The sequence below is a fragment of the Roseateles sp. genome, assembly GCF_965229315.1.
Taxonomy (GTDB): Bacteria; Pseudomonadota; Gammaproteobacteria; order Burkholderiales; family Burkholderiaceae_C; genus Pelomonas.
The window spans coordinates 1,422,022-1,447,411 of the sequence record NZ_CBDDJA010000002.1; the positions used below are offsets into that span (position 1 = coordinate 1,422,022).

At 69.0% G+C, this 25,390-nt stretch carries 23 protein-coding genes and 2 tRNA genes; 12 read left to right on the forward strand and 13 right to left on the reverse strand.

All coding sequences use genetic code 11. The features are described 5' to 3' along the window. The first annotated feature begins 20 nt into the window (after window positions 1–20). The 3 genes from ACO07H_RS11350 to ACO07H_RS11360 all read left to right on the forward strand — a co-directional run bounded on the left by ACO07H_RS11350 (window position 21) and on the right by ACO07H_RS11360 (window position 4,032). Entirely contained in the window at window positions 21–968 is a 948-nt protein-coding gene (locus ACO07H_RS11350; RefSeq protein ID WP_422014126.1) for a histone deacetylase family protein, read from the forward strand. A 72-nt stretch (window positions 969–1,040) separates the two neighbouring features. After that, window positions 1,041–2,339: a mechanosensitive ion channel family protein gene (locus ACO07H_RS11355; RefSeq protein ID WP_422014128.1), complete on the forward strand. Its 1,299-nt coding sequence runs from the start codon at window positions 1,041–1,043 to the stop codon at window positions 2,337–2,339. A 187-nt stretch (window positions 2,340–2,526) separates the two neighbouring features. Further along, a complete protein-coding gene (locus tag ACO07H_RS11360; RefSeq protein ID WP_422014130.1) occupies window positions 2,527–4,032 on the forward strand; it encodes a methyl-accepting chemotaxis protein in 1,506 nt (501 codons plus the stop codon). Here ACO07H_RS11360 and ahr read toward each other — a convergent pair whose 3' ends face one another. The 4 genes from ahr to ACO07H_RS11380 are packed head-to-tail and all read right to left on the reverse strand — an operon-like array spanning window position 4,033 to window position 8,027. Then, window positions 4,033–5,046 (reverse strand): NADPH-dependent aldehyde reductase Ahr, encoded by a 1,014-nt coding sequence (gene ahr, locus ACO07H_RS11365; protein WP_422014132.1) that lies wholly within the window; start codon window positions 5,044–5,046, stop codon window positions 4,033–4,035. A 23-nt stretch (window positions 5,047–5,069) separates the two neighbouring features. Continuing rightward, a complete protein-coding gene (locus ACO07H_RS11370; protein ID WP_422014134.1) occupies window positions 5,070–5,927 on the reverse strand; it encodes an alpha/beta hydrolase family esterase in 858 nt (285 codons plus the stop codon). Window positions 5,928–5,981: 54 nt separating this feature from the next. After that, window positions 5,982–6,440, reverse strand: coding sequence for a GNAT family N-acetyltransferase (locus tag ACO07H_RS11375; protein WP_422014136.1), 459 nt, complete (start codon window positions 6,438–6,440; stop codon window positions 5,982–5,984). Between the two features lie 48 nt (window positions 6,441–6,488). Beyond that, window positions 6,489–8,027, reverse strand: a complete 1,539-nt coding sequence (locus ACO07H_RS11380; protein WP_422014138.1) for a fumarate hydratase — start codon at window positions 8,025–8,027, stop codon at window positions 6,489–6,491. 112 nt (window positions 8,028–8,139) lie between these two features. Between ACO07H_RS11380 and fumC the strand changes: the two genes are divergently transcribed. Further along, window positions 8,140–9,528, forward strand: coding sequence for a class II fumarate hydratase (gene fumC, locus ACO07H_RS11385; RefSeq protein ID WP_422014140.1), 1,389 nt, complete (start codon window positions 8,140–8,142; stop codon window positions 9,526–9,528). 10 nt (window positions 9,529–9,538) lie between these two features. Here the strand turns inward: fumC and ACO07H_RS11390 are convergent, their stop codons facing one another. Next, window positions 9,539–10,123, reverse strand: coding sequence for a TIGR00645 family protein (locus ACO07H_RS11390; RefSeq protein ID WP_422014142.1), 585 nt, complete (start codon window positions 10,121–10,123; stop codon window positions 9,539–9,541). A 118-nt stretch (window positions 10,124–10,241) separates the two neighbouring features. Here ACO07H_RS11390 and acs point away from each other — a divergent pair, with 118 nt between their 5' ends. Further along, complete coding sequence (gene acs, locus ACO07H_RS11395) at window positions 10,242–12,203, forward strand: acetate--CoA ligase (RefSeq protein WP_422014144.1); 1,962 nt, start codon at window positions 10,242–10,244, stop codon at window positions 12,201–12,203. Between the two features lie 207 nt (window positions 12,204–12,410). Here the strand turns inward: acs and ACO07H_RS11400 are convergent, their stop codons facing one another. After that, window positions 12,411–12,707, reverse strand: coding sequence for a c-type cytochrome (locus tag ACO07H_RS11400; protein WP_422014146.1), 297 nt, complete (start codon window positions 12,705–12,707; stop codon window positions 12,411–12,413). Window positions 12,708–12,767: 60 nt separating this feature from the next. Here ACO07H_RS11400 and ACO07H_RS11405 point away from each other — a divergent pair, with 60 nt between their 5' ends. The 7 genes from ACO07H_RS11405 (at window position 12,768) to ACO07H_RS11435 (ending at window position 16,827) form a co-directional block, all read left to right on the forward strand. Further along, the gene (locus ACO07H_RS11405; RefSeq protein ID WP_422014148.1) at window positions 12,768–13,028 is read left to right on the forward strand and encodes a TIGR04438 family Trp-rich protein; all 261 of its coding nucleotides are present in this window, start codon (window positions 12,768–12,770) and stop codon (window positions 13,026–13,028) included. A 110-nt stretch (window positions 13,029–13,138) separates the two neighbouring features. Then, on the forward strand, window positions 13,139–14,122 hold the full coding sequence (locus ACO07H_RS11410) for a tetratricopeptide repeat protein (protein ID WP_422014150.1): 984 nt from the start codon (window positions 13,139–13,141) through the stop codon (window positions 14,120–14,122). A gap of 103 nt (window positions 14,123–14,225) precedes the next feature. Beyond that, entirely contained in the window at window positions 14,226–15,047 is an 822-nt protein-coding gene (lgt, locus tag ACO07H_RS11415) for a prolipoprotein diacylglyceryl transferase (protein WP_422014152.1), read from the forward strand. A 2-nt stretch (window positions 15,048–15,049) separates the two neighbouring features. Further along, window positions 15,050–15,778: a DNA polymerase III subunit epsilon gene (gene dnaQ, locus ACO07H_RS11420; protein ID WP_422014154.1), complete on the forward strand. Its 729-nt coding sequence runs from the start codon at window positions 15,050–15,052 to the stop codon at window positions 15,776–15,778. A gap of 32 nt (window positions 15,779–15,810) precedes the next feature. Further along, window positions 15,811–15,885: transfer RNA gene (locus ACO07H_RS11425), tRNA-Val, on the forward strand. 100 nt (window positions 15,886–15,985) lie between these two features. Next, window positions 15,986–16,060 (forward strand) — tRNA-Val (locus tag ACO07H_RS11430). 203 nt (window positions 16,061–16,263) lie between these two features. After that, window positions 16,264–16,827 carry a YSC84-related protein gene (locus ACO07H_RS11435; RefSeq protein ID WP_422014156.1) on the forward strand — a complete coding sequence of 188 codons (564 nt, stop codon included), beginning with the start codon at window positions 16,264–16,266 and terminating at the stop codon, window positions 16,825–16,827. 98 nt (window positions 16,828–16,925) lie between these two features. On the opposite strand, the gene ACO07H_RS11440 is transcribed toward ACO07H_RS11435, so the two are convergent. Genes ACO07H_RS11440 through ACO07H_RS11470 form a run of 7 tightly spaced genes read right to left on the reverse strand, consistent with a single transcriptional unit; the run spans window position 16,926 to window position 25,279 of the window. Next, window positions 16,926–17,504, reverse strand: a complete 579-nt coding sequence (locus ACO07H_RS11440; RefSeq protein ID WP_422014158.1) for a DUF4337 domain-containing protein — start codon at window positions 17,502–17,504, stop codon at window positions 16,926–16,928. A 5-nt stretch (window positions 17,505–17,509) separates the two neighbouring features. Continuing rightward, window positions 17,510–18,004: a dihydrofolate reductase gene (locus ACO07H_RS11445; protein ID WP_422014160.1), complete on the reverse strand. Its 495-nt coding sequence runs from the start codon at window positions 18,002–18,004 to the stop codon at window positions 17,510–17,512. Then, window positions 18,001–18,816, reverse strand: a complete 816-nt coding sequence (locus ACO07H_RS11450; protein ID WP_422014162.1) for a thymidylate synthase — start codon at window positions 18,814–18,816, stop codon at window positions 18,001–18,003. Before ACO07H_RS11450 ends, ACO07H_RS11445 begins: the two co-directional genes overlap by 4 nt. A 31-nt stretch (window positions 18,817–18,847) precedes the next feature. Beyond that, complete coding sequence (locus ACO07H_RS11455; RefSeq protein ID WP_422014164.1) at window positions 18,848–19,456, reverse strand: TetR/AcrR family transcriptional regulator; 609 nt, start codon at window positions 19,454–19,456, stop codon at window positions 18,848–18,850. Then, window positions 19,453–20,907: an AdeC/AdeK/OprM family multidrug efflux complex outer membrane factor gene (gene adeC / locus ACO07H_RS11460; protein ID WP_422014166.1), complete on the reverse strand. Its 1,455-nt coding sequence runs from the start codon at window positions 20,905–20,907 to the stop codon at window positions 19,453–19,455. Before adeC ends, ACO07H_RS11455 begins: the two co-directional genes overlap by 4 nt. A 1-nt stretch (window position 20,908) precedes the next feature. Next, on the reverse strand, window positions 20,909–24,058 hold the full coding sequence (locus ACO07H_RS11465) for an efflux RND transporter permease subunit (RefSeq protein WP_422014168.1): 3,150 nt from the start codon (window positions 24,056–24,058) through the stop codon (window positions 20,909–20,911). A gap of 15 nt (window positions 24,059–24,073) precedes the next feature. Beyond that, window positions 24,074–25,279, reverse strand: a complete 1,206-nt coding sequence (locus ACO07H_RS11470) for an efflux RND transporter periplasmic adaptor subunit (RefSeq protein WP_422014170.1) — start codon at window positions 25,277–25,279, stop codon at window positions 24,074–24,076. Between the last annotated feature and the right edge of the window lie 111 nt (window positions 25,280–25,390).

Genomic DNA, 25,390 nt, shown 5'->3' on the forward strand with positions numbered 1-25,390 from the left:
CAAGAGACAGACCGCCCTTCATGCCAACCGCGTATTTCAATCCCCCCGAATGCCGCCGCCACGACATGGGCGAGGGCCACCCCGAATGCCCCGCGCGGCTGGCCGCCATCGATGACTGGCTGATCGCCTCCGGCCTGGATCAGGCGCTGGCGCATGTCGATGCCGGCCCCGTGGACATGAAGGACGTGGAGCTGGCGCACACGCACGGCTACGTCGCCGAAATCGGCGCCCGGCTGCGCGACTGCGCCGAGACCGGCGAGCGCTGCGCCATCGACCCCGACACGTCGGCCAATGCGTACACCTGGGCTGCCGCGCTGCATGCGGCCGGTGCCGCGGTGAAGGCGACCGACCTCGTCATCGATGGCGGTGCCGACAACGCGTTCTGCGCCGTGCGCCCGCCGGGCCACCATGCCACGCGCGACCAGAGCATGGGCTTCTGTTTCTTCAACAACGTCGCCATTGCCGCGCGCCACGCGCTGGACGTGCGCGGCAAGGCCGCCGGGATTGAGCGCGTGGCCATCGTCGACTTCGACGTCCACCACGGCAACGGCACCGAGGACATCATCGCCGGCGACGACCGCGTGCTGATGGTCAGCCTGTTCCAGCACCCGCTGTATCCCTACAGCGGCGCCGTGCCCAAGGGGCCGAACATGGTCAACGTGCCGCTGCCGGCCTACACGCGCGGCGGCGAGGTGCGCGAGATCGTCGAAGCCATGTGGCTGCCGGCGCTGGAGCGCTTCAAGCCGCAGATGATCTTCATCTCGGCCGGCTTCGACGCGCACCGTGACGACGAGCTGGGGCAGCTCGGCCTGGTGGAGGCCGACTACGAGTGGATCACGCTCAAGATCAAGGCCGTGGCGGAGCGCCATGCCCAGGGGCGCATCGTCTCGGTGCTGGAGGGCGGCTACGACTTGCGCGCGCTGTCGCGCAGCGTCGCGGTGCACCTGCGGGCCCTGGCGGACGTGTGATCGTTTTTGCCTGAACAATCGGGCCGCCTCCCCTCACGGCCCGCACACAGGGCTGGACAACCGATCTGACACATGCATGAACCTTTGAGCCTGAATGAACTGCAGGCCTTGCTGGGCCGCGCCTTCAGCACCAACGCCTGGGGCGAATGGGCGGTGCTGCTGGGCTGCCTGCTGCTGGCCGCGCTGGTCAGCCTGGGGCTGTCGCGCACGGCGCAGCAGCGGCGCTTCAGCGTGCTGTTCGGCCGGCGCGTCGTCGATGGCGCGCTGTTCCCGCTGCTGGCGGTGGCGTTCGCCTTCGCGGCGCGGCGGCTGCTGCCGCTGTGGGGCATCGCGCCCGCCGTGTTCAAGCTCGTGCTGCCGCTCTTGGTGTCGCTGGCCGCCATCCGGCTGGTGGCGCGGGTGCTGGCGGCGGCGTGGCCCGAGTCGGCCGTCATCAAGGCGGTCGAGCGCATCGGCTCGTGGCTGATCTGGATCGGTGCGGTGCTGTGGATCATGGGCCTGCTGCCGCTGATGCTGGACGGCATGGACGACATCGGCTGGAAGGTCGGCAACGTCCACATGACGCTGCGCAACCTCGTCGAAGGCGGGCTGACGGCCGTGCTGGTGCTGGTGCTGGCGTTGTGGCTGTCCTCCGCCATCGAGGCGCAGTTGCTGCGGCGCGAGTCGCTGGACATGTCCATGCGCAAGATCGCCGCCAACGCGGTGCGCGCGCTGCTGCTGTTCATCGGCCTGCTGTTCGCGCTGTCGGCCGCAGGCATCGACCTGACCGCCCTGGGCGTGCTGGGCGGCGCGCTCGGCGTGGGCCTGGGCTTCGGCCTGCAGAAGCTCGCGGCCAACTACGTCAGCGGCTTCGTCATCCTGGCCGAGCGTTCGCTGCGCATCGGCGACATGGTCAAGGTCGACGGCTTCGAGGGCCGCGTGACGGACATCAAGACGCGCTACACGGTGATCCGCTCGCTGGGCGGCAAGGAAGCCATCGTGCCGAACGAGATGCTGATCACGCAGCGGGTCGAGAACTCCTCGCTGGCCGACCCGCGCGTGCTGTTGTCGACCCTCGTGCAGGTGGATTACGACTGCGATGTCGAGGCGGTCATGAAGGCGCTGGCCGAAGCGCTCGCCGCGGTGCCGCGCGTGTTGAGCGATCCGGGCCCGTCCGTGCAACTGAGCAGGTTCGCCGACAGCGGCCTGGAGCTGACGGTGTATTTCTGGATCATGGACCCGGAGAACGGCAGCGGTGGCGTGCGCTCGGAGGCCAACCTCGCCATCTGGCGCACGCTCAAGCACCTGGGGGTGGACATTCCCTATCCGCAGCAGGTGCAGCGCCAGCCCAAATCGGCGCTTACCGCCCAGGAGAGCCCGCCAGCGTTGTGAACCGGGGCGACGCCGGCCCCTGTGGCTGAGGCGTTGCCGGCAAGTGCAAGTGTCCGGTGCGCCGCAAAATTTTCCCGTTTCCCGTCGTCCACTCGGTGGCGAAGTCAGCATGGTTCTCAGTCAACACCCCTAGCATCCGCCGACTTGGTGTCCTAAGGGGGCGGTGATGGGTTTCATGCGGCGGGTGATGTTGACTCAACTGGTGCCGGCGGGCCTTGTGGCCGTGCTGGGAATCTTCGTGCTGGTGGGGACATCGAGCATGGAGTCGCAACTGGCCAACTACTTCAACAAGCAGGATGCGCTGGCCACCCAGGTGGCGGAGATGTACGCCCAGGGGCTGCAGATGGGCCAGGCACTGCGCAACGTGGTGCTGGACCCGGCCAACAAGAAGGCCTACGAGAACCTCGAGAACGCAGGCACGGACTACGACAAGGCGGCCCGGGCAGCAGCCGAGGCCGCGGACTCCGCCGAGGAGAAGAAACGGCTCGACGCGATGGGCCCCATGCGGGCCAAGCTGGCCCAGGTGCAGGCCGAGGTCGTGAAGCTGACCGCGCAGGACGGTGCGGCGGCCGTACAGCTGCTCAACAAACAGGAAACGCCGGCCTGGCGCGAACTGCGCGGCGCGCTGCTGGAGCTGAAGAAGAGCAGCATCGCCGACAAGGAGGTCGCACGCACCGAGGCGGGTGCGGCCATGGCCAAGGCCCGTTGGTGGGTGATCGGCCTGGTGGCCGTCTGTCTCGTCGTCTGCGCCGTGCTGCTGCAGCGGTTGCGCGTCGTGCTGCGGCGCGAACTGGGGGGTGACCCGGCCGTTGCGCGCAAGGTGTTGCAGCGCGTGGCCGAGGGCGACCTCCTGGCCGAGGTGCCCCTCGCGCCGGGCGACCAGCACAGCATGATGGCGGCGCTGGTGCGCACGCAGGCAGCGTTGCGGGCGCTGGTGGCCGACGTGGGCCAGAGCGCGCAGGCCATCACCGGCGCGACGGGTGAGATCGCGGCGGGCAACCAGGATTTGTCCAATCGCACCGAGCAGCAGGCCGGCAGCCTGCAGCAGACGGCGTCGTCGATGGAGCAGCTGGCCTCGACCGTGCGGTTGAACGCCGACACCGCCGCCGAGGCCAACAAGGTGGCCCAGCAGGCCAGCAGCCTGGCCACCGCCGGCGGCACGGTCGTGCAGCAGGTGGTGCAGACCATGGAAGCCATCAGCGGTCAGGGCCGCAAGATCGCCGACATCACGTCGGTCATCGACGGCATCGCCTTCCAGACCAATATCCTCGCCTTGAACGCAGCCGTCGAGGCGGCTCGGGCGGGCGAGCAGGGGCGTGGTTTTGCCGTCGTCGCCAGCGAGGTGCGGTCGCTGGCGCAGCGCAGCGCCACGGCGGCGCGTGAGATCAAGCAACTGATCGCTGAAAACATCGAGAAGATTTCCGGCGGCAGCCAGCAGGTCGAGCAGGCGGGCCAGACCATGGCCGACCTGGTCCGTCACGTGCAGCGTGTCGGCGGCCTCATCGGCGAGATCTCGACGGCCACGCGCGAACAGAGCGGCGGCATCGGCGAGGTCAGCGACGCCATGGGCCGCCTGGATGAAGTGACCCAGCAGAACGCCGCGCTGGTGGAAGAGAGCACCGCTGCGGCCATGAGCCTGAACGAGCAGGCGGCACGGCTGGAGGGCCTGGTTGGCGTGTTCCGGGTGCGCTGATCAGAAGTCCGCGTCCAGCACCACGCGGTAGCGCGCGCGGCCGCTGCGCAGGTGGTCCAGCGCGTCGTTGACGCGGCTCATCGGGAAGCGCTCCACCTGCGGCAGGATCTGGTGGCGGGCCGCGAACTGCAGCATCGTCGCCAGCACCGACGGCGGCGGCGTGGGCGAGGCCGACAAGCCCTTCTGCCAGCTCAGCAGGCCGCCGCTCTTCAGGCTCAGCGCGTCGGTCACGACGCCCACCAGGTGCATGCGGCCCTTGGGCGCCAGCGTGCCCAGCAGCGCGTCCCAGTTCAGCGCGGCACCGACCGTGATGAGCAGGAAGTCCAGGCTGCCCGCTGCCGCCTTCAGCTCGGCCTTGTCGACGCTGGACACGGTCTTGTGCGCGCCCAGCGCCAGCGCCTCGTCGCGCTTGGACGGCGACGACGTGAACGCCGTCACCTCGCAGCCCCAGGCGCGCGCGAACTTGACGGCCAGGTGGCCCAGGCCGCCGATGCCGACGACGCCGACGCGGTCGGTCGGTTTGACGGCGTGCAGCACGAAGGGCAGGAACACCGTGCCGCCGCCGCACATCAGCGGGCCGGCGGCGGCCGGGTCCAGCGCGTCGGGCAGCGGGATGGCCCAGCTCCAGTGCGCACGCAGCCGGTCGGCAAAGCCGCCGTGGCGGCCGATCAGCGTCGGCTGGCGCTGGCCGCACAGGTGCTGCTCGCCGCCGACGCAGAAGTTGCAATGCGTGCAGCTGCCGGCATGCCAGCCCACGCCCACGCGCTGGCCGATCTGTCGGCCCTTGGCGTGCGGGCCCAGCGCCGTGATGCGGCCCACCACCTCATGGCCGGGCACGACCGGGTAGCTGGCCGGGAACCACTCGCTGTCGATCATGGCGAGGTCGGAGTGGCAGATGCCGCAGTGCTCGACGGCGATCTCGACATCCTCGCTGCCCAGCGGGCCGGGGTCGAAGTCGAAGGCTTGCAGCGGGCCGCCAGCGGTGTGGGCGGCGTAGGCGCGGATGTTGGACATGCGGGTCTCCTGAGGTGTTCGAGCTACTGCAGCGGGTGGGCCTTGAAGAACTGCCAGGCCGTCTCGGCCGCGTCGACCTCGGTGCGTGGCCAGATGTGGCCCATGCCGTCGATGCGCAGCAGCCGCACCTCGGTGCCGGCGCTGCAGCCCGCGTAGCGGAGCATCTGCAGCGGCCCGGGGCGCGCTTCCTGCACCAGCTTGGGCTGGCAATGGTTGTGCGAGGCCCAGCCGGCCAGCGCCTCCGGCACGCTCTCGACCCATTCGGCACCGCGGTCGGCATGGCCTTCGTAGGGGTTGGTCGTGTCGGCCAGGCCGTGGATGGTGAGCACAGGCACGGCGCGACCCGGGCACGGGCCGCTCCAGCGCAGCCCGCCCACCGGCGCGATGGCTGCGATGCGGTGGTTCAGCCGGCAGCCCAGCAGCGACGACATGCGCCCGCCGCCCGAGAAGCCGGTGGCGTAGACGCGCGCCGGGTCGATGCAGACGCGGGCGGCCACGTGGTCGATGACGTCGGACACGTACTGCACGTCGTCGGCGCGGCCGCTCACGACCGGTACGTTCCAGCGTGCGTCCTCGCCCTGCAGCGTGGCGACCGCGAAGCCCTCGCGCGCGGCCAGCGCCTCGAAGCCGCTCTTGCCGGCGCGGCCGGCGGCGTCGCCGCCCGTGCCATGCAGGTCGAAGACCAGCGGCAGCGCCGTGCTGCCGGCAGCGGCCGGTGGCACGAAGAGCCGGTAGGTGCGCGTGCGGCCGCCCGAGGTCAGTTCGCGCATCTCGCCGGCGACCGGCGCGAGCGAGCAGGCGCTGGCCGGCGTCTGTGCCTGGGTGAGCGGCGACAGGGTGCACAGCAGCGACAGCAGGGCGAGGGCAGGGAACAGGCGCACGAGGGTCCTCCAAGGGGCCGCCAGCTTACCGCCGCCGTGCCGGCCATCGCGGCGTCAACCGACGTCGTGCGCGTAGACGATGAAGCCGAAGTGCCGCGCAACCTGGTCGTACAGCGCCCGCGCGGTGGCGTTGCCTTCCTGCGTGTGCCAGTAGACACGCCGCGAGCCGGCGGCCAGCGCGGCGGTGTAGACGGCCTCGATCAGCGCCCGACCCACGCCGCGGCCGCGCGCGGCCGGCGCAGTGAACAAGTCCTGCAGGTAGCAGACCGGTTCGATGCGGTTGGTGCTGCGGTGGAAGACGTGGTGCACCAGGCCCAGCAGCGTGCCGGCCTCATCGACCGCGACGAGCGCATGCAGGGGCTCGTTCGCGTCGAGGAAACGCGCCCAGGTCGTGTCGGTGATCTCGGCCGGCAGCGCGGTGGCGCCCTCGCGGCCGTAGAAGGCGTTGTAGCCGTCCCAGAGCGCTTGCCAGGCGGCGCGGTCGGTGGGCTGGAGGGGGCGGACTTGGATCATGTCGGGGGGGCGGTTGGACCCCCCGATTGTGGCGACCCGCTCGTGCAGTCAGGCCGTGGCAACCGGAATGCCGATGGCCTTGCCCGAGGCGATGCGCTGCTTCCACTCGGCCGGGCCGGTGATGTGCGCGCTGGTGCCGCTGGCGTCCACGGCGACCGTCACTGGCATGTCCACCACGTCGAACTCGTAGATGGCTTCCATGCCCAGGTCCTCGAAGCCCACGACCTTGGCGCCCTTGATGGCCTTGCTGACCAGGTAGGCGGAGCCGCCCACGGCCATCAGGTAGGCGCTCTTGTGGTTCTTGATGGACTCGATGGCCAACGGGCCGCGTTCGGCCTTGCCGACCATCGCGATGAGGCCGGTTTGGCTGAGCATCATGTCGGTGAACTTGTCCATGCGCGTGGCGGTGGTCGGGCCGGCCGGGCCGACGACTTCGTCGCGCACCGGGTCCACCGGGCCGACGTAATAGATGACGCGGTTGGTGAAGTCCACCGGCAGCTTCTCGCCCTTGGCCAGCATGTCCTGGATGCGCTTGTGCGCGGCGTCGCGGCCGGTGAGCATCTTGCCGTTCAGCAGCAGCGTGTCGCCGGGCTTCCAGGTCGCCACCTCGGCCGGCGTCAGCGCGTTCAGGTCGACGCGACGGCTCTTGTTGTAGTCGGGCGCCCAGTGCACGTCGGGCCACAGGTCCAGGCTGGGCGCCTCCAGATAGGTCGGGCCGCTGCCGTCCAGCACGAAGTGCGCATGGCGCGTGGCCGCGCAGTTGGGGATCATCGCGATGGGCTTGCTGGCCGCGTGCGTGGGGAAGGTCTTGATCTTCACGTCCAGCACGGTGGTCAGGCCACCCAGGCCCTGTGCGCCGATGCCCAGGGCGTTGACCTTCTCGTACAGCTCGATGCGCATCTCCTCGAGCTTGTTTTGCGGGCCGCGCTGCAGCAGCTCGTACATGTCGATGTCTTCCATCAGCGCCTGCTTGGCCAGCAGCGCGGCCTTCTCTGCCGTGCCGCCGACGCCGATGCCCAGCATGCCGGGCGGGCACCAGCCGGCGCCCATCGTGGGCACGGTCTTGAGCACCCAGTCGACGATGTCGTCGCTGGGGTTGAGCATGTAGACCTTGCTCTTGTTCTCGCTGCCGCCGCCCTTGGCCGCGACGATGACGTCCACCGTGTTGCCGGGCACGAGGTCCATCTGCACCACGGCAGGCGTGTTGTCCTTGGTGTTCTTGCGCGCAAAGATGGGGTCGTCCAGCACGGACGCGCGCAGCTTGTTGTCGGGGTTCAGGTAGCCCTGGCGCACGCCTTCGTTGACGGCGTCCTCGATGCTGCCGGCAAAGCCCTCCCAGCGCACGTCCATGCCGATCTTGAGGAACACGTTGACGATGCCGGTGTCCTGGCAGATGGGCCGCTTGCCTTCGGCGCACATGCGGCTGTTGGTGAGGATCTGCGCGATCGCGTCCTTGGCGGCGGGCGAGGCCTCGCTCTCGTAGGCGCGGGCCAGGTGGGCGATGTAGTCGGCCGGGTGGTAGTACGAGATGTACTGCAGGGCGGCGCTAACGCTGTCGATGAGGTCTTGCTGGCGTATGGTGGTCATGTGGCGAAGCGGGACGAGATTCGGGCGGCGGGAATTATCGGTGGCCGCACGGATGAGAAGGGTTCTCGCGCTGGCTATGCTGAAAGCCAACCCGACCTTCGTGAGAACCGTCATGAGCAGCACCCGCATCGAACGCGACACCTTCGGCCCCATCGAGGTGCCGGCCGACAAGCTGTGGGGGGCGCAGACGCAGCGCTCGCTGCAGAACTTCGACATCTCCGGAGAGCGCCAGGCGCCCGAGTTGATCCGCGCGCTGGCTCGGGTCAAGCGGGCATCGGCGGTGGTCAACCACGCGCTGGGCCTGCAGGATGCGAAGAAGACGGACGCCATCGTGGCTGCGGCCGACGAGGTCATCAGCGGCCTGCACGTGGACGAGTTCCCGCTGGTGGTCTGGCAGACGGGTTCGGGCACGCAGACCAACATGAACGTCAACGAGGTGCTGGCCAACCGCGCCAGCGAGCTGCTGGGTGGCGAGCGCGGCGAGGGCCGCCTGGTGCACCCCAACGACGACGTGAACCGCAGCCAGAGCAGCAACGACGTCTTCCCGACCGCCATGCATGTGGCTGCGGTGCAGGGCCTGGTGGAGCGGCTGCTGCCGCCGCTGCGCGCGCTGCGCACGACGCTGCAGCAGAAGGCCGAGGCCTATGACGACATCGTCAAGATCGGCCGCACGCACCTGCAGGATGCGACGCCGCTGACGCTGGGGCAGGAGATCTCGGGCTGGGTCGCCCAGCTCAACCACGGCGAGCGCCATGTGCTGGCCGCGCTGCCGCATCTGTACGAACTGGCGCTGGGCGGCACGGCGGTCGGCACGGGGCTGAATGCGCCCAAGGGCTATGCCGAGCAGGTCGCCGCGGAGCTGGCCCGGCTGACGGACCAGCCGTTCGTGACGGCACCGAACAAGTTCGAGGCGATGGCGGCCTGCGACGCCCTCGTGCACGCCCACGGCGCGCTGAAGACGCTGGCCGCCAGCATGAACAAGATCGCCAACGACGTGCGCTGGCTGGCCAGCGGCCCGCGCAGCGGCCTCGGCGAGATTCGCATCCCGGAGAACGAGCCGGGCTCGTCCATCATGCCGGGCAAGGTCAACCCGACGCAGAGCGAGGCGGTGACCATGCTGGCCGCCCAGGTCATGGGCAACGACGTGGCCATCAACATCGGCGGCGCGTCGGGCAACTTCGAGCTGAACGTGTTCCGCCCCATGGTCATCCACAACTTCCTGCAGAGCGTGCGGCTGCTGGCAGACGGCATGGCCAGCTTCAACCGCCATTGCGCGGTGGGCATCGAGCCCAACGAGGCGCGCATCGCCGAGCTGGTGTCGCGTTCACTGATGCTGGTGACGGCGCTGAACCCCCACATCGGCTACGACAAGGCCGCGCAGATCGCCAAGAAGGCCCACAAGGACGGCAGCAGCCTGCGCGAGGCGGCGCTGGCGCTGGGCCACGTGACGGCCGAGCAGTTCGACGCGTGGGTGGTGCCGGGCCAGATGGTCGGGCGCTGACGCCGCGCCGTCAGTGGTGCTGTGCCGACTCCGCCACCAGCTTGTCGGTGTACGCGATGGCCATCGCCGACGCCAGGAAGGCGACGTGGATGATGGTTTGCCACATCAGCGTCTTTTCCTCGTAGTTGGCCGCGTTGATGAAGGTCTTCAGCAGATGGATGGAGCTGATGCCGATGATGGACAGGCCCAGCTTCACCTTCAGCACCGACGCATTCACGTGGCCCAGCCACTCGGGCTGGTCCGGGTGGCGGTCCAGGTTCATGCGCGACACGAAGGTCTCGTAGCCGCCGACGATGACCATGATCAGCAGGTTGGAGATCATGACCACGTCGATGAGACCCAGCACGACCAGCATCAGCACCGTCTCGTTCAGCGACGTGGGTGCGTTCTCGCTCTTGTAGCCGACGTTCTTGACCAGGATCTCCAGTGCATGCGAATTGCCGAAGGCTGCCTCAATGAGATGCACAAGCTCGGTCCAGAAGCTCCAGACGTAGATGGCCTGGGCCAGGATCAGCCCCATGTACAACGGTAGTTGCAGCCAGCGGCTGGCGAAGATCAGGCGGGGCAGGGGGCGGAGCTGGGGATCGTTGGGCATGGCGGCGGGGCGAGCAGAATTGGCGGAAATTCTAGGTGTCGCCAGTGACACCCCGTCGTCAGGGCATCGTCAGACGGCCACAGCACAGTCCGCGCCAAGCAACATCAGGAGACAAGCCATGAGCACGCTGAACACCTACCCGCCCACCGCCGAATGGCTGGCCCACGCGCATGTGAAGGGCGAAGCCGGCTATGCCGCGCTGGTGGCCGAGGCCGAGAAGGACTACGCAGGCTACTGGTCGCGTCTGGCCCGCGAGCTGCTGAGCTGGCAAACCCCGTTCACGAAGACGCTCAACGACAGCGACGCGCCGTTCTTCAAATGGTTCGAGGACGGCAGGCTGAACGTCTCCTACAACTGCCTGGACCGGCATGTGGAGGCCGGCAAGGGCGACAAGGTCGCGCTGATCTTCGAGGCCGACGACGGCACGGTGACCCGCGTGACCTACGCCGAGCTGCTCGCCAAGGTCAGCCAGCTCGCCAACGCGCTCAAGGGCCGCGGCATCCAGAAGGGCGACCGCGTCGTCATCTACATGCCGATGTCCGTCGAGGGCGTCGTGGCGATGCAGGCCTGCGCGCGCATCGGCGCGACGCATTCGGTCGTGTTCGGTGGCTTCTCGGCGCAGTCGCTGCGCGACCGCATCCAGGACGCCGGCGCCGTGGCGCTGATCTGCGCCGACGAACAGATGCGTGGCGGCAAGGCGCTGGCGCTGAAGGCTATCGTCGACGAGGCGCTGGAAGGCGGCGCCTGCCCGACGCTGAAGGACGTCATCGTCTACAAGCGCACCGGCGGCAAGGTCAGCTGGATGGACGGCCGCGACGTGTGGCTGCACGACCTGATGTCGGCAGAGTCCACGAACTGCACGCCCGAGTGGGTGGAGGCCGAACACCCGCTGTTCCTGCTCTACACCTCGGGCTCCACCGGCAAGCCCAAGGGCGTGCAGCACAGCAGCGGCGGCTACCTGCTGCATGCGGCGCTGACGACGAAGTGGACGTTCGACCTGAAGGACGACGACATCTTCTGGTGCACGGCCGACATCGGCTGGGTCACCGGCCACACCTACATCACCTACGGCCCGCTGGCGCTGGGTGGCACCGAGATCGTCTTCGAGGGCGTGCCGACCTACCCGGACGCCGGCCGCTTCTGGCAGACGATCCAGAAGCACAAGGTCAGCATCTTCTACACGGCGCCCACGGCCATCCGCTCGCTGATCAAGGCGGCCGAGACCAACGCTGCGGTGCACCCGAAGAACTACGACCTGTCCAGCCTGCGCCTGCTCGGCTCGGTTGGCGAGCCCATCAACCCGGCCGCCTGGGAGTGGTACTACGAGCATGTGGGCGGCAAGCGCTGCCCCATCGTCGACACGTTCTGGCAGACCGAGACCGGCGGCCACATGATCACGCCGCTGCCCGGCGTGACGACGCTGGTGCCGGGCTCCTGCACGCTGCCCTTCCCGGGCATCACGGCGGCCATCGTCGACGAGACGGGCAACGACGTGCCCAACGGCCAGGGCGGCATCCTGGTCGTCAAGAAGCCCTGGCCGAGCATGATCCGCACGATCTATGGCGACCCCGAGCGGTTCAAGAAGAGCTACTACCCGCCGGAGCTCAAGGGCTACTACCTGGCGGGCGACGGCGCCATCCGCGACGCGGAAACGGGCTACTTCACCATCACCGGCCGCATCGACGACGTGCTGAACGTGTCCGGCCACCGCATGGGCACGATGGAGATCGAATCGGCGCTGGTCAGCTGCACGGAGTTGGTGGCCGAAGCCGCGGTCGTCGGCCGCCCTGACGACACCACGGGCGAGGCCATCTGCGCCTTCGTCGTGCTGAAGCGCCCGCGCCCCAGCGGTGACGAGGCCAAGGCCATCGCCAAGCAGCTGCGCGACCACGTCGCCAAGGAGATCGGCCCGATCGCCAAGCCCAAGGACATCCGTTTCGGCGACAACCTGCCCAAGACCCGCTCGGGCAAGATCATGCGTCGCTTGCTCAGGTCGGTGGCCAAGGGCGAGTCGGTCACCCAGGACACCTCGACGCTGGAAAATCCCGCCATCCTTGAGCAATTGGGTCAGGCTTACTGACCCTGTTGCTCAAGCCGCGCGCAGGGCGGAGGAGGCGAAGCCGACAGCGGGATTTGGGGCGTGCTCATATCGCTTGCGATGTGAGCGAGCACCAGAATCCGGCCATCCTTGAGCAATTGGGTCAGGCGTACTGACCCGCACCTCCCGCCCCAACGAAAAAGGCCCGCTTGCGCGGGCCTTGTCACATCCGGCGGTGCCGGCGCGGCGTCACTTGACCGTCAGCACCCACTTGGCCAGCGTTTCGGCCTCTGCGGGGCTGACTTGGGCATTGGCCGGCATCGGCACCGGGCCCCAGACGCCGGAGCCGCCCTTGACGATCTTCTCGGCCAGCTTCTTGTAGGCGTCCTTGTCCTTGGCGTACTTGGCGGCCACTTCCTTGTAGGCCGGGCCGACGAGCTTCTTGTCGACCGCATGGCAGGCCATGCAGTTCTTCTTCTGTGCCAGCTCCTGGTTGGCGAAGGCGGCCGGGGCGACCAGGACGAGGGCGAGGATCAGGGCTTTCATGCGTACCTTTCAAAGGCGGTGGACTACAGTGATGATAAAGATACCTGAAGGAGAGCCCGGATGGGTTTCGTGTTGATCGGCGTGCTGTGCGTCGTTCTGAAGCTGGGCGGCTGGGTCCAGTTCCACAAGGACGATTTCTGGGCCTGGGTCATCGTGCTCTCGCCCTTCGCGCTGGCCATGGTCTGGTGGGCCTGGGCGGATGCCAGCGGCTTCACGCAGCGCAAGGTGATGCAGTCGCAGGATGCCCGCAAGGCGGCGCGTCGCGAGCAGCAGATGGAGGCCCTGGGCCACATCAAGCCCGGCACAAAAAAGCGTCGCTGATCAGGGCATTCGACTGCTCGTCAGGCCATGCCTGAAGTCACGCCGGGCAAACCCGGGTTTCTGTGAACGTTGCTGCCGCGTTGAGGTTTCACACTTCAGGAACCTGTTGCATGAACTTTCGCCTGCTCCCTCTTGCCCTGGCCCTGCTGGCCAGCGCTGCTCTGGCCGACGTGCTCAAGGACCCGCAGTGGCAGGCCTGGCTCGACACCGGCAAGACCGCGGAGCTCACGCGCGCCGCACGCGCCAAGGGTGACGACGAGCAGGCCACCCTCGCGCTGGCCATGGCGGCCATCGATGACAACGACGCCGCGCGGCTTGAGGCCAGCGTCGCGCCGCTGCAGGCCTGTGTCGACAGGCGTCCCGCGTCGGCGAGTTCGCCCGCCTGCCATTACGCACTCGGGCGTGTCTACGGCCAGCAGGCCATGACCGCCAGCGTCTTCAAGATGCCCGGCCTGGCGGCCAAGACCAAGGAGCAGTTCGTCAAGGCCGTGGCGCTGGACCCGCAGTTCTTCGAGCCGCGCATGGGGCTGGCCCAGTTCTACCTGATCGCGCCCGGCTTTGCCGGCGGCAGCACGAGCAAGGCCAGGGAACTGGCGGCCGACGCGCAGGCGCACCAGCCCGAGCACGCCAAGCTGCTGCGCTTCCTCGTGGCGGCTCAGGCCGACGACCTGGCCGGCGCCGAGCGGGAGTTGGCCAGCGTGAAGCCGGGCGACGACCGCGCACTGCAGCGCGAGCTGCGCAACGGCTGGATGCGCCTGGGCGCGGAGTTCATCGATCAGAAGGCCTTTCCCAAGGCGCGCAGCCTGTTCGAGACCGTGCAGCGCGACAACCCGCAGCATGCGGCCGGACCGTACGGCCTGGCCCGCGTGGCGCTGGAGACTGCCCAGCCCGACGAAGCCGTGCGCCTGCTGGAACGCGCCCGCACGCTGGAAGGCGCCGAGCGCTACCCCATCGACCAGCGCCTGGGACAGGCCTTGGCCGCCAAGGGCGACAAGCCCGGCGCCAGGGCGGCGCTGGAGCGCTTCCTGCAGAACAGGCGTGCCAACCCGCGCAACATCGAGGATGCCCGCAAGCTGCTGGCCAGCCTGGCCTGAGGGCCTGAGCGCGTGAGGGCCTGAGGGTCCGACACCCGGCGCACCCGGGCAGGGCAGGGGCGCTGGCTATGATGCGCGCCGCTTCCGCTTCTCTGCCCGAGACATGCTGGTCCACCCGCAGTTCGACCCCATCGCCCTCCGTCTCGGCCCGCTGGCCGTGCACTGGTACGGCATCACCTACCTGATCGCCTTCGGCCTCTTCATGTGGCTGGCGTCGCGGCGCGCGCGCATGCCGCAGCACGCCGCCGTGGGCTGGACCAGGACCGACGTCGACGACGTGCTGTTCTACGGCGTGCTGGGCGTCGTGCTCGGCGGCCGGCTGGGGTACTGCCTCTTCTACAAGCCGGATTACTACCTTCACAACTTGGCCGAGGTGTTGGCGGTCTGGAAGGGCGGCATGTCCTTCCATGGCGGGCTGCTGGGCGTGCTGTTCGCGCTGTGGTTCTTCGGCCGGCGCCGCGGCCGCGGCTTCTTCGAGGTGTCGGACCTGATCGCCCCCTGCGTGCCCACCGGCATCGCGGCCGTGCGCCTGGGCAACTTCATCAACGGCGAGCTGTGGGGCCGCCAGGCACCGGCCGACCTGCCGTGGGCGATGGTCTTCCCGCAGGCCGGGGACCCCGCCGGCTTCGCGCGCCATCCTTCGCAGCTCTACCAGGCGGCGGGCGAGGGCCTGCTGCTGTTCATCGTGCTGTGGATGTACGCGCGCCGGCCGCGCGCCACCGGCCAGATCTCGGGCGTCTTCATGATGGGCTACGGCGTGCTGCGCTTTGCCGCGGAGTACTTCCGCGAGCCCGACGACTTCCTGAAGGACTTCGCCCTCCGCACCGGTCTGAGCATGGGGCAGTGGCTGTGCGTGCCGATGATCCTGGGTGGACTGGCCATCTTCGTCTGGGCCACGCGGCGCAACGAGCGACCGGCGGGCTGAGCATGCGGCAGATCTTCTTCGACACCGAAACCACCGGCCTGGAGGCCGACAAGGGCGACCGCATCATCGAGGTCGGCTGCGTGGAGATGGTCAACCGCCAGCTCACCGGCAACAACCTGCATCTCTACATCAACCCCGAGCGCGCCAGCCATGAGGACGCGCTGCGGGTGCACGGGCTGACCGAGGCCTTCCTGTCGGACAAGCCCAAGTTCGCCGAGATCGTCGACCAGTTGCTGGCCTTCCTGGCCGGCGCGGAGCTGGTCATCCACAACGCGCCTTTCGATATCGGCTTCATCAACGCCGAGCTCAAGCGCCTGAAGCGCGGCGTGCTGACCGACCATGTCGGCGGTGTGCGCGACACGCTGCTGATGGCGCGCGACCTCTTCCCCGGCAAGGCCAACTCGCTGGACGCGCTGTGCCGCCGCCTGGAGGTGGACAACACCAAGCGCGTGCTGCACGGCGCGCTGCTGGATGCGGAGCTGCTGGCCGACGTCTACATCCGCCTCACGCGCGGCCAGGACGCGCTGCTGATGGACGAGCACGGCGACGCGGCGGGTGGTGACGCGCATGCGCTCGTCGAGGCCGTCGACCTGAGCCGTTTCGAGCTGCCCGTGCTGCGGGCCGACGACGCCGAGGCCGCCGCCCACGCCCGGATGCTGGCCGACCTCGACAAGGCGTCCGGTGGCGCGTGCAAATGGCGTTCTCTGGAGCCACCGCAAGCCGTGGCATAATCGCGGGCTTCCCGGAAACGGGGACGTTTTCAGGGCGGTTAGCTCAGCGGTAGAGCACTGCCTTCACACGGCAGGGGTCGCAGGTTCGAACCCTGCACCGCCCACCAACGACAGGCTTTGAACCAGAGGCTTGCGTTGTCCTTGAAACGTTGCACTGACCGGCCGGCCTCAAGCAGGCCAAGACGGGTCCGAACCCGGTAAAAAATCGGGCGGTTAGCTCAGGGGTAGAGCACGTCCTTCACACGGACGGGGTCGGGGGTTCGAAACCCTCACCGCCCACCAGACACCCACGCAGACCCGGCCTTGTGCCGGGTTTGTCGTTTGCGGGATCGCCTCTCTCTGGCGCTGCGGCCTGCCTTGCTGGACGTTGTTGCCGCGCCTGGCCTGCCCTTGGCACATCGTCTGCGTTCGCTGGCGCACAGACGCCTTGTCGGCCGCTGCCGCAGGCTGTGCCTCGGCAATGGGCCGACTCCAAGGACAACGGTATGACTTCCTCACGACGTGGCATCCACAGGATGCTGTTGGCAACGGCAGCGACGCTCGTGCTCGGCAGCTTCGCCGGCCAGGCGCTGGCGGCGACGGCCGAGGACCTCGCCAAGGACTCCGCACAGGCGCTGCAGGCGCTGTACAAGGTCAACCCCACGGCCGAACTCGTTTCGAAGAAGGCCAAGGCCATCCTCGTCTTCCCCCGGGTGGTGAAGGCGGGTCTCGTGTTCGGTGGCAGCTACGGCGAAGGCGTGCTGATGCGCGGGACCAAGGTCACCGAGTACTTCAACACCGTTTCCGCGTCATGGGGCTGGCAGGCGGGTGCGGAGAGCTACGCCTATGTCGTCTTCCTGATGAGCGACAAGGCCGTCAACTACCTGGCCAAGTCCAAGGGCTGGGAATTCGGTGTCGGCCCGACGGTGGTGGCGGTCAACGAAGGCCTGGCCAAGAACCTGTCGACCTCCACGCTGAAGGACGACGCCTACGCCTTCATCACCGATCAGCAAGGCCTGATGGCGAGCTTGAGCCTGGAAGGCACCAAGATCAGCCGCATCAAGCGCTGAGGGCACGGTCGCGGTCGCCACGAGGAAGGCAGGCGCTGAGAGGCGCCCCGTTCGCGACCCGTTTCATGCCTGTTCATGCGGCGCAACGGGCGCCAGGCTCACCAATGCAGCCAGGCGCCCACGCCCAGCACGACGCCGATGCCGCCGGCGGCGATCGTGGCCCATTCCATCCAGCGCCGCTTGGTCAGCAACGCGATGGCAGCCAGTGCGATGGAGACCTGCAGCGCCGTCGTGGCCTGGGCCCAGCGGTGGTGCATGTGCAGTTGCTCGGCGCTCTGTTCGTCGAAGTGCTTGGACTCCGCCTCCAGCTTCTCCGCCGCAAGCTTGATGTCGGCCTTTTCCTTCTCATAGCGGGCGATCTTGTCCCGGTACTTGGTCTTCTGCTCCTCGCTGGCCGTGAGGTCCAGCGCCAGCTCGGCCAGGTTCTGCTTGCCGCTCTTGGCCTGGTAGTAGTTCCATTGGTTGCCGGCCTCGGTTTTCCTGATGGCCGCGTCGTTCTTCAGGATGCCCGCGTTGGCCTGCGTGGCGCCGCCCATGTACGAGAAGAAGGCACCGACCGTCGCGAGGATGGCGGTGATGACGGCGAGTTTGCCGGCGAAGCCTTTCGGCTCGTGCTGGGCGGCGTGCTCCAGCTCGTGCTCGTGCGGGCCGTGGACGTGGAAGCCGCGGGATGACATGGTGGTTAGTCCTTGCGTAGGTAGTCGACGAAGTCGAAGCGCAGGCCGTTGGCGCTGGTGTGCGCCTCGCGGCGCGCTTCGATGAATTGGTGGCGCGGCCAGGCCGGGAAATGGCGGTCGGCATCTGGGAAGACGACATCCACTTCCGTGAGCGCCAGCCGGTCAGCCTGCGGCAAGGCGAGCGCGTAGATGTCGCTGCCGCCGATGACGCAGATCTCAGGCGCCTGCGCGCAGGCGGTCAGCGCAGCGTCCAGGCTCGGGAACACGTCGGCGCCGTGCAGCTTGCTCAGGCTGCGGCTGACGACGAGGTTGCGCCGCCCGGGCAGTGGCCGGAACCTGGCCGGCAGCGAGTCCCACGTGCGCCGGCCCATCACCACCGGCTTGCCCGCCGTCAGCGCCTTGAAGCGCGCCATGTCCTCGGGCAGGTGCCACAGCAGCGCGTTGTCGCGGCCGATGGCGCCATCGCGGGCCACCGCCGCCACCAGCGTGACGACGCTCATACCGCCACCGGTGCCTTGATGGCCGGATGCGGGTCGTAGCCGCCCAGCTCGAAGTCCTCGAACGCGTAGTCGAAGATCGACGCCGGGCGGCGCTTGATCGTCATGGTGGGATAGGGCCGCGGTTCGCGGGCGAGTTGCGTCTGCACCTGTTCGACGTGGTTGTCGTAGATGTGGCAGTCGCCCCCGGTCCAGACGAAGTCACCCAGGTCCAGGTCGCACTGCTGGGCCAGCATCATGGTCAGCAGCGCGTATGACGCGATGTTGAAGGGCACGCCCAGGAAGATGTCGGCGCTGCGCTGGTAGAGCTGGCAGCTCAGCTTGCCGTCCGCGACATAGAACTGGAAGAACGCGTGGCAGGGCATCAGGGCCATCTTGGGCAGGTCGGCCACGTTCCAGGCGCTGACGATGATGCGGCGCGAGTCCGGGTTGGACTTCAGCGTCTTGACCACGTCGGCGATCTGGTCGATGTGCCCGCCGTCCGGCGTGGGCCAGGAGCGCCATTGCACGCCGTAGACGGGGCCCAGGTCGCCGTCCGGCCGCGCCCATTCGTCCCAGATCGTCACGCCGCGCTCCTGCAGCCAGCGCACGTTGCCGTCGCCGCGCAGGAACCACAGCAGCTCCAGCACGATGGACTTCAGGTGCACCTTCTTGGTCGTCACCAGCGGGAAGCCGGCCGCCAGGTCGAAGCGCATCTGGTGCCCGAACACGCTGCGCGTGCCGGTGCCGGTGCGGTCGCTTTTCTGGACGCCATGCTCGAACACATGGCGCATGAAGTCTTCGTATTGCTGCGGAGGGCGGGGCGGCGTGCTCATGCGCCCCATTGTCCGACAGCCGCCGAGTGCCTCAGGGCGCCAGCAGCACCCTCAGCATGCGCCGCATGACGGGCGCCATCGCCGGCACCTGCTGCGACAGCGCGGGCTGGCGCACGCTCAGCGCTGTCAGGCCGTTGAACAGGGCGGCCAGCAGCAGGGCGCGGCCCTGGATCTCACCCGCTGGCAGCGCGTCCGCCGCGGCGCCCAGACTCTGGCGGACCAGGTCCTGCGCCTTCTGGTTCACCAGTGCTTCGGCCTGGTGCACGACGGCCGCCAGCCTGGGGTTGCGGCTGGCCTCGGCCAGCACCTCCAGCTCCAGTGCTGCGTCCGCCACCTGGGCGGACTCGTCGATGGCCCGCTCCGTCTCGCCCAGCATCTTGTTCAGCACGTCGTCCTCCTGCTGCAGTTCGGCGATGCGGCCCAGCAGGTCCACGCAGTCCCGCTCGACGATGGCCGCAATGATGTCGTCCTTGTTCTCGAACAGGTTGTAGATGTGGCCGGGGCTCATGCCCGCCGTCTTGGCGATCTCGGCCATGCTGGCGGCGTGGAAGCCGCGGCGGCGGAACGCTTCGGCGGCGGCGTCCAGCACCTGCTGGCGGCGCGCGAGGGCGCGGTCTGAAGGATTGGCGGAGAGAGTCACGATGCGGATTGTGTCGCCCGTGCGCCCGTGCCCGAAGCGTCGCCCGGCGCTGGCGCCCCACCGCCCAGCGCCTTGTACAGCGTCACGCGGTTGACCTGTTGCGCCAGCCGCGCGTTGATGAGGCCCTGCTGGGCGCCGTACAGCGAGCGCTGCGAGTCGAGCGTGGCCAGGCGGTCGTCCACGCCTTGCCGGAAACGTGCCTCGGCCAGCCGCAGCGCGTCCTGCGTCTGGGCGACGAGCCGCTGCTGCGACGCCACCTGCTGGCCAATGGTGGCGCGCTGCGCCAGCGCATCGGCCACATCGCGGAACGCAGACTGGATGGCCTTGTCGTACTGCGCCACCGCGATGTCGCGGTCCACCTCGGCCACCTTCAGGTTGGCCTGGTTGCGGCCGGCGTCGAAGATCGGCAGTGTCAGCTGCGGCACGAAGCTCCATGTGCCGCTGCCGGCGCGGAACAGGTCGCCCAGTGCGGGGCTGGCGCTGCCGGCGCTGGCCGTGAGGCTGATGCGCGGGAAGAACGCCGCGCGCGCCGCGCCGATGTTGGCGTTGGCGGCCTGCAGCGTGCGCTCGGCCTGTTGCACATCGGGACGGGTCAGCAGCACGTCGCTGGGCAGGCCGGCCGACAGCTCGGTGAGTTGGCTGACGGGTGCATCGGTGCCGGCCGTGGGCCATTGCGCCGCGGTCAGCGGCTGCCCCACCAGCAGCTCCAGCGCGTTGCGGTCCTGCGCGACCTGGGCCGTCAGGCTGGCCAGATCGGTCTGTGCGGTCTCGGCCGAAATCTCGGCCTGGCGCAGGTCCAGCGTGGACGACACGCCCGCCTGCTGCAGCCGTTGCGTGAGCCGCAGGCCGTCCTGGCGTGCCAGCAGCGTCTGCTCGGCCAGCCGCAGGCGCTCCTGGTCTGCGGCCAGTGTCAGGTAGCTGCCCGCCACCTGAGCGATGAGGCTGATCTGCGCGCTGCGGCGGGCGTCCTCGGTGCCGAGGTATTGCGACAGTGCGGCGTCGCTGAGGCTCCTCACGCGGCCGAACAGGTCCAGCTCGTAGGCGCTGATGCCCAGCGTGGCGGTGTACTGGCGGCTGATGGCGGGCTGGCCCGTCGTGCTCAGCGCGCCGGGCAGGCGCTGCGCGCTCTGGCCGACGCCGGCGTTCACCGACGGCAACTGGTCGGCCCGCTGCACGCGGTACTGCGCCTGCGCGCGCTCCACGTTCAGCACGGCCACGCGCAGGTCGCGGTTGTTGGCCAGCGCCTGCTCGATGAGCTGCTGCAGCTTCGGGTCGGTGAAGAACTCGCGCCAGCCGATGTCGGCGGCCTTTGTCTGCGGCGTGGCCGACTGCGGCACGGGCCACTGGGCAGCGACCGGCGCGGCGGGGCGCTCGTAGGTGGGCGCCAGGCTGGCGCAGCCGCCCAGCGCGAGGCTGGCCGCCAGCACGGTGGGAAGGAAGAACTTGGTCATGTCAGTGGCCCTCCAGGGCTTGGGGCGCGACCGGGACGGCGGGCGCCGGTGACGGCTTCTTGCCCGGGAACCAGCGGCGCACGACGACGAAGAACACGGGCACGAAGAACAGGCCCAGCACGGTCGCGCTCAGCATGCCGCCCAGCACGCCGGTGCCGATGGCGTTCTGGCTGCCCGAGCCCGCGCCGGTCGCGATGGCCAGCGGCAGCACACCCAGGGCGAAGGCCAGCGATGTCATCAGGATGGGCCGCAGCCGCAGGCGCACGGCGGCCAGCGTGGCGCTGATGGCGTCCTTGCCGGCTTCCATCTGCTCCTTGGCGAACTCGACGATCAGGATCGCGTTCTTCGCCGACAGGCCGATGGTGGTCAGCAGGCCGACCTGGAAGTACACGTCGTTGGACAGCCCGCGCAGCGTGGCGGCCAGCAGCGCGCCGATGACGCCCAGCGGCACCACCAGCATCACCGAGAACGGGATGCTCCAGCTCTCGTACAGCGCGGCCAGGCACAGGAACACCACCAGCAGCGAGATCGCGTACAGCATGGGCGCCTGGTCGCCGGTCAGCCGCTCCTGGTAGGACAGGCCGGTCCAGCTCAGGCCCACGCCACCCGGCAGCTTGGCCGCGATCTCCTCCACCGCATCCATCGCCACGCCCGAGCTCTTGCCCGGGGCGGCGCCGCCCAGCACTTCCACGGCGGGCAGGCCGTTGTAGCGCTCCAGGCGGGCCGGGCCCTGCTCCCAGCTGGCGGTGCCGAAGGCCGAGAACGGCACCATCTGGCCCGACGCGCTGCGCACGCGCCAGCTGTTCAGGTCGTCCGGCTGCATGCGGAACTTGGCGTCGGCCTGCAGGTAGACCTTCTTGACGCGGCCGCGGTCGATGAAGTCGTTCACGTAACTGCCGCCCCAGGCGGTGGACAGCAGGCTGTTGATGTCAGCCACCGACACGCCCAAAGCGCCGGCCTTGGCCGTGTCCACGTCCAGGCGCAGCTGCGCGGCGTCCTCCAGGCCGTTGGGGCGCACCGCGGACAGGCGCGGGTCCTTGGCGGCGGCGCCGAGGAACTGGTTGCGCGCGGCCATCAGCGCGTCACGGCCTGTGCCGGACTGGTCCTGCAGGTAGGCGTCGAAGCCGCTGGACGAGCCCAGGCCCGGCACCGACGGCGGCGCGAAGGCGAAGGCCGAGGCGTCCCGGTACTGCATGAACGCGCCCATCGCGCGGCCGGCCACGGCGGTCACGCCCTGGTCCTTGCCCTTGCGCACGCTCCAGTCCTTGAGCTTGACGAAGCCCATGGCCATGTTCTCGCCACGGCCCGCGAAGCTGAAGCCGGTGACGGCGAAGATGGACTCGACGTTGTCCTTCTCGTTCGTCAGGAAATGGTCCTCGACGCGCTTGAGCACGTCCAGCGTGCGGCCCTGCGTGGCGCCGGCGGGCAGTTGCACCTGCGTGAACAAAATACCTTGGTCTTCATCGGGCAGGAAAGACGTGGGCAGGCGCAGGAACAGCCAGGCCATGCCAACGACCAGCGCGCCGTAGACGACCAGGTAGCGGCCCCAGCGGTGCACCATGCGGCCGACGAGGCCCTGGTAGCCGTTGGCCGTGGCGTCGAAGCGGCGGTTGAACGCGCCGAAGAAGCCGCGCGTGGCCGGGGCGCCATGGTCGGGCTTGAGCAGCGTGGCGCACAGCGCCGGCGTCAGCACCAGCGCGACGAACACCGACAGCACCATGGCCGACACGATGGTGATGGAGAACTGGCGGTAGATGACGCCGGTGGAGCCGCCGAAGAAGGCCATGGGCACGAACACGGCCGACAGCACCAGCGCGATGCCCACCAACGCGCCGGTGATCTGGCTCATGGACTTGCGCGTGGCCTCGACGGGCGACAAGCCCTCCTCGGTCATCACGCGCTCGACGTTCTCCACCACGACGATGGCGTCGTCCACCAGCAGGCCGATGGCCAGCACCAGGCCGAACATCGTCAGCGTGTTGATGGAAAAGCCCGCCACGGCCATGACGCCGAACGTGCCCAGCAGCACCACCGGCACGGCGATCGTCGGGATCAGCGTGGCGCGGAAGTTCTGCAGGAACAGGTACATGACGAGGAACACCAGCACGATGGCCTCGATCAGCGTCTTGACGACCTCGTGGATGGACACCTCGACGAACGGCGTGCTGTCGTAGGCGACGACGGCCTTCACGCCGGCGGGCATGAACGGCGCCATGCGCTTCAGGTCGGCCTCCACGGCCTTGGCCGTGGCCAGCGCGTTGGCACCGGTGGCCAGCTTCACGGCGATGCCGGCAGCGGGCTTGCCGTTGTAGCGCGACACCGTGGCGTAGCTCTCCGCGCCCAGTTCCACGCGGGCCACGTCGCGCAGGTGTACGGTGGCGCCGTCCGTGCCGGTCTTCAGCACGATGTTGCGGAACTGCTCGGGTGTCTGCAGCCGGCTCTGCGCCGTCACGGTGGCGTTGATCTGCTGGCCCACGTTGGCCGGCGCGGCGCCGAGCTGCCCGGCCGAGACCTGCGCGTTCTGCGCCTGGATGGCGGTGGACACGTCGGCCGGCGTCAGGCTGTACTGCGCCAACTGGCTGGGGTTCAGCCAGATGCGCATCGCGTACTGCGCGCCGAACAGCTGCACCTCGCCCACGCCTTCGACGCGGCTCAGCGGGTCCAGCACGTTGGTGGACACGTAGTCCGACAAGTCGACCTGCGACTGCGAGCCGTCCTCGGAGACGAAGCCCACCACCATCAGGAAGTTGCTGGTGGACTTGACCACCTGCACGCCCTGGCGCTGCACCTCCTGCGGCAGCAGCGGCGTGGCCGACTGCAGCTTGTTCTGCACCTGCACCTGGGCGGTGTCGGGGTCGGTGCTGGCGGTGAAGGTCAGCGTGATGCTGGCGTTGCCCTGCGAGTCCGACGTGGACGACATGTAGGTCATGCCGTCGATGCCCTTGAGCTTCTGCTCGATGACCTGGGTGACGGTGTCCTCCAGCGTCTTGGCGGACGCGCCGGGGTAGCTCGCGTTGATGGACACCTGCGGCGGCGCGATGCTGGGGTATTGCGAGATGGGCAGCGTGTTGATAGACAACGCGCCGGCCAGCATGATGACGATGGCCAGCACCCACGCGAAGATGGGGCGGTCGATGAAGAAGCGGGACATGGCGGGGGTCTCCGATCAGCGCGCGGCGGCTGATGCTGCCGAAGCTGCCGGCGCGGCTTGCACCGGGCTGCCGGGGCGCAGGCGCTGCAGGCCGTCGACGATGAGCTGGTCGCCCGCGGCCAGGCCCGACGTCACCAGCCACTGGCCGTTGATGGCCGGACCGGTCTGCAGCGTGCGGCTCTCGGCCTTGCCGTCCTTGCCGATGACCATCGCCGTCGCGTTGCCCTTGGCGTCGCGCTGCACGGCCGCCTGCGGCGCCAGGATGGCCTGGGCCTGCACGCCGCTTTGCACCTGGGCGCGCACATACATGCCCGGCAGCAGCTGGCGCCTGGGGTTGGGGAACTGCGCACGCAGCGTGACGCTGCCGCTGGCGGGGTCGACCTGCAGCTCCGAGAACTGCAGCCTGCCTTCCAGCGCGTAGGTGCTGCCGTCTTCCAGCAGCAGCTTCACGCGCGCCTGGCCGCTGGCGTCGCGCTGCAGCCGGCCTTCGGCGAGGTCGCGCTGCAGGCGCAGCAGCTCGGCGCTGGTCTGGGTGACGTCCACGTAGATCGGGTCCAGCTGCTGCAGTGTGGCCATCGCGGCGGCCTGGTTGGCCGTCACCAGCGCGCCGGGCGTGACCGCCGAGCGGCCGATGCGGCCGGCGATGGGCGCGCTGACACGCGTGCGGTCCAGGTCGATCTGCGCGGCGCGCACGGCGGCGGTGGCCGAGGCCACGTCGGCCTGCGCCTGCTTCAGCGCGGCCTGCGTGTCGTCGCGCAATTGCTTGCTGACGGCGTCGATGCCGGCCAGCTCGTCATAGCGGCCGGCCTTCAGCTTGGCCGTCGTCGCACTGGCCTCGGCCTTGGCGAGGGCCGCCTTGGCACTGTCCAGCGCGGCCTGGTAGCTGGCGGGGTCGATCTGGTACAGCAACTGGCCGGCCTTGACGTCGCTGCCTTCGGTGAAGGCGCGCGTCTTGACGATACCGTTGACCTGCGGGCGCACTTCGGCGGTCTGGAAGGCCACGGTGCGCCCGGCCAGCTCGGCGCTGAGCTCCACGCGCTGCGGCTGCAGCGTCACCACGCCCACTTGCGCTGCGACTGGGGCGGCGCCAGGCTTGGCGCCGCCCGGCGTGTCGGCCTTGCCGCAGGCGGTCAGGAAGAGGGCGGCGGCGACGGCGACCACCACGGTCAGCGTGGCGAACGCCGGCATGCTGAGGGAGGGGCGTTGGGACTTGTTGGGCATGGGGCGAACCTCGGCGGGCGGGTGGCCGGGCGGTTCGCAAGCCCGCTGGACTGCATCGCGCTCAACCAGTTGCAAATACTGAATGATCGTTCATTCTATTTGATGGCAGAC

Coding starts and splice junctions, on each gene's coding strand:
- ACO07H_RS11410 (WP_422014150.1), top strand. CDS start 13,139: ATGAACTTTCGCCTGCTCCCTCTTGCCCTGGCCCTGCTGGCCAGCGCT.
- ACO07H_RS11355 (WP_422014128.1), top strand. CDS start 1,041: ATGCATGAACCTTTGAGCCTGAATGAACTGCAGGCCTTGCTGGGCCGC.
- acs (WP_422014144.1), top strand. CDS start 10,242: ATGAGCACGCTGAACACCTACCCGCCCACCGCCGAATGGCTGGCCCAC.
- lgt (WP_422014152.1), top strand. CDS start 14,226: ATGCTGGTCCACCCGCAGTTCGACCCCATCGCCCTCCGTCTCGGCCCG.
- ACO07H_RS11440 (WP_422014158.1), bottom strand. CDS start 17,504: ATGTCATCCCGCGGCTTCCACGTCCACGGCCCGCACGAGCACGAGCTG.
- ACO07H_RS11465 (WP_422014168.1), bottom strand. CDS start 24,058: ATGTCCCGCTTCTTCATCGACCGCCCCATCTTCGCGTGGGTGCTGGCC.
- ACO07H_RS11470 (WP_422014170.1), bottom strand. CDS start 25,279: ATGCCCAACAAGTCCCAACGCCCCTCCCTCAGCATGCCGGCGTTCGCC.
- ahr (WP_422014132.1), bottom strand. CDS start 5,046: ATGTCCAACATCCGCGCCTACGCCGCCCACACCGCTGGCGGCCCGCTG.
- ACO07H_RS11360 (WP_422014130.1), top strand. CDS start 2,527: ATGTTGACTCAACTGGTGCCGGCGGGCCTTGTGGCCGTGCTGGGAATC.
- ACO07H_RS11450 (WP_422014162.1), bottom strand. CDS start 18,816: ATGAGCACGCCGCCCCGCCCTCCGCAGCAATACGAAGACTTCATGCGC.
- ACO07H_RS11405 (WP_422014148.1), top strand. CDS start 12,768: ATGGGTTTCGTGTTGATCGGCGTGCTGTGCGTCGTTCTGAAGCTGGGC.
- dnaQ (WP_422014154.1), top strand. CDS start 15,050: ATGCGGCAGATCTTCTTCGACACCGAAACCACCGGCCTGGAGGCCGAC.
- ACO07H_RS11390 (WP_422014142.1), bottom strand. CDS start 10,123: ATGCCCAACGATCCCCAGCTCCGCCCCCTGCCCCGCCTGATCTTCGCC.
- fumC (WP_422014140.1), top strand. CDS start 8,140: ATGAGCAGCACCCGCATCGAACGCGACACCTTCGGCCCCATCGAGGTG.
- ACO07H_RS11375 (WP_422014136.1), bottom strand. CDS start 6,440: ATGATCCAAGTCCGCCCCCTCCAGCCCACCGACCGCGCCGCCTGGCAA.
- ACO07H_RS11380 (WP_422014138.1), bottom strand. CDS start 8,027: ATGACCACCATACGCCAGCAAGACCTCATCGACAGCGTTAGCGCCGCC.
- ACO07H_RS11350 (WP_422014126.1), top strand. CDS start 21: ATGCCAACCGCGTATTTCAATCCCCCCGAATGCCGCCGCCACGACATG.
- adeC (WP_422014166.1), bottom strand. CDS start 20,907: ATGACCAAGTTCTTCCTTCCCACCGTGCTGGCGGCCAGCCTCGCGCTG.
- ACO07H_RS11435 (WP_422014156.1), top strand. CDS start 16,264: ATGACTTCCTCACGACGTGGCATCCACAGGATGCTGTTGGCAACGGCA.
- ACO07H_RS11400 (WP_422014146.1), bottom strand. CDS start 12,707: ATGAAAGCCCTGATCCTCGCCCTCGTCCTGGTCGCCCCGGCCGCCTTC.
- ACO07H_RS11445 (WP_422014160.1), bottom strand. CDS start 18,004: ATGAGCGTCGTCACGCTGGTGGCGGCGGTGGCCCGCGATGGCGCCATC.